The sequence below is a fragment of the Streptomyces sp. NRRL S-87 genome (assembly GCF_000719335.1).
Taxonomy (GTDB): domain Bacteria; phylum Actinomycetota; class Actinomycetes; order Streptomycetales; family Streptomycetaceae; genus Streptomyces.
In genome coordinates this window covers 1-1,950 of the sequence record NZ_JOGB01000143.1, presented here as the reverse complement: position 1 = coordinate 1,950, position 1,950 = coordinate 1, and the positions used below count along the sequence as shown (strand labels likewise).

Here is a 1,950-nt window from a genome sequence, read left to right as displayed (position 1 = left end):
GGGTGGTGGTGCCTCGGGGGACATCTGCGGTCCTCTCCGTCGTGGCGGTGGTTCGGCGGGGGTTCGCGGCGCGGGGGTGGGGATCCGGGGAGCTGGTGTGCCGGAGCGCGGGGCGTTGGGGTGCGGGGGAGCCTCAGGATTCGGCGGCCGGTGGTCCCGGGACGGCGTCGGCGGCCGCGAGGTCGGCACGGATCCGGTCGGCGAACCAGCCCACCGCCGCCTCCCGCCGGGAGAGCGGCCCCGGGACGAAGCCCGGTGTGCCCAGGCCCTGCTGGACCCTGGCCACCAGCTCGGCGTCCTCGTCGTTGGTGATCCACCCGATGTGGACGTTGAGCCGGCGGGCGACACGGGTGCGCAGACCGCTGCCGGGCCGGGCGTAGAACGCGCCGGGCACCGCGACCCGGTCCACGGCGGTCGGCACGGCCGTCCAGGCGAGGACGTGGTCGGGGTAGAAGTCGATGAGGGTGTTCGGGTAGATCACCGCGTACCGCCACACCCGGCGGTCCTCCTCCCGCAGGCCCGGCATCGGGGCCGTGACCCGCTGGTAGAGGCGCTCGGCCCAGTTGGAGGAGGGCTTGTCGCGGAGCGGGGAGGCGAAGAGGGCGTACGCCACGTCGGTCTCGGCGGTGTAGGACTGGTAGTCCAGCAGTCGCATCAGTCCCGGATGGGCGACCGGGACGTGGTAGCCCTCCAGGTAGTTGTCGACCGCCACCTTCCAGTTGGCGTGCTGCACCTCGGCGCCGGCCAGGTCGTGGATCCGGTCCTTGCCGATGGGCACGAGCTCGGGCCCCGCGTAGTGGCCCACGGCCTCGGCCAGGCCGGCGCAGCTCTCGGCCAGCGGAACGGCGTCGGGGTCGTGGTTGACGAAGACGAAGCCGAGGAAGGACTCCACGCGCACCGGCAGCAGCCCGAGATTCGGCTTGTCCAGACAGGGGATCTGGCGTGCCTCCGGTGCCCCGACCAGCGTGCCGTCCAGGCGGTACGTCCAGCCGTGGTACGGGCAGCGGATGGCCTTGCCGGAGGGCTCGGGGGCGGTCACGAGCCGGGTGCCGCGGTGGCGGCAGACGTTGAGGTGGGCGGCCAGGGAGCCGTCCTGGGTCCGTACGACCAGCACCTCGCGGCCGGCCGCGAGCGCGGCGAGCCGCGCGCCGGGTCCCGGCAGGTCGGACTCGTGGCAGACCAGCTGCCAGGACTTGGCGAAGACGTGCCGCTGCTCCGCTTCCGCGAGCCCGGGGTCGGTGTAGTACCGCGCCGGCAGGGCCTGCGGGGGCGGCCCGTGGGGGTCGGGTGCCCCGGGAGCCCGGGGCTCGCGGGCCGCCGCCTCGGCCGCGACCGGGACGGTGTCGGGATCGGGGGTGGTCCGGGGGGTGCGGGGCTCGGCGGTGGTAGGGGCGGGCCGGGTGGCGGCGGCGGTCCGGGGCGTGGGGCCTCCGGTCGAGGTCCGGGGCGGGCGGGCCGCTGCATCCGCCGGGAGGGAGTGGGGCCCGGGGGCTTCGCGAACGGGGGGTCGAAGGGCCTCGGACGTCGGGGGGGCTTGGAATTCGGTGGCTTCGGGGCGCATCGCGGAATCCTCCATGCCCCGCGCGGGCGGCCGGGGGGACGGCCGGGCGGGGCGGCCCGATCGGCTGTCGGCACCCGACCGGGACGGAACGTCCGGGGCGGGGGCTGACTGATTGGTCAGTCAGATTGCTGGTGGGTTTCCGGGGTGTCAAGACTTGATGACTGACTGATTGGTTAGTTAGCGTAGTCCTATCGGCCGGTCCCCGCCCCCCGCTCCCGAAGCGGCCGGACGAGGCCCCCAAGGGCGCACGCGCCCCCGACGTAACGCGCTGCACCACCTCGCCCGCCGCCCCGGCCCACCGGCCGGCTCCGGCCCGCGGTACGCCTCTCCCGCACTACGCGCCACACGTGTACCCACCAGGGTTACGCCTCCCCGCCACGACCCAACGC

The 1,950-nt window shown here is 75.0% G+C and carries 1 protein-coding gene; it reads right to left on the bottom strand.

The annotated features are described in order from the left end of the window. Positions 1-133: 133 nt before the first annotated feature. A complete protein-coding gene (locus IF43_RS0135395) occupies positions 134-1,561 on the bottom strand; it encodes an aromatic ring-hydroxylating dioxygenase subunit alpha (RefSeq protein WP_234332652.1) in 1,428 nt (475 codons plus the stop codon). Positions 1,562-1,950: the final 389 nt, after the last annotated feature.

Excerpts from the sequence above, each read along its gene's own strand:
- IF43_RS0135395 (WP_234332652.1), bottom strand. The coding sequence starts at position 1,561 with ATGCGCCCCGAAGCCACCGAATTCCAAGCCCCCCCGACGTCCGAGGCC.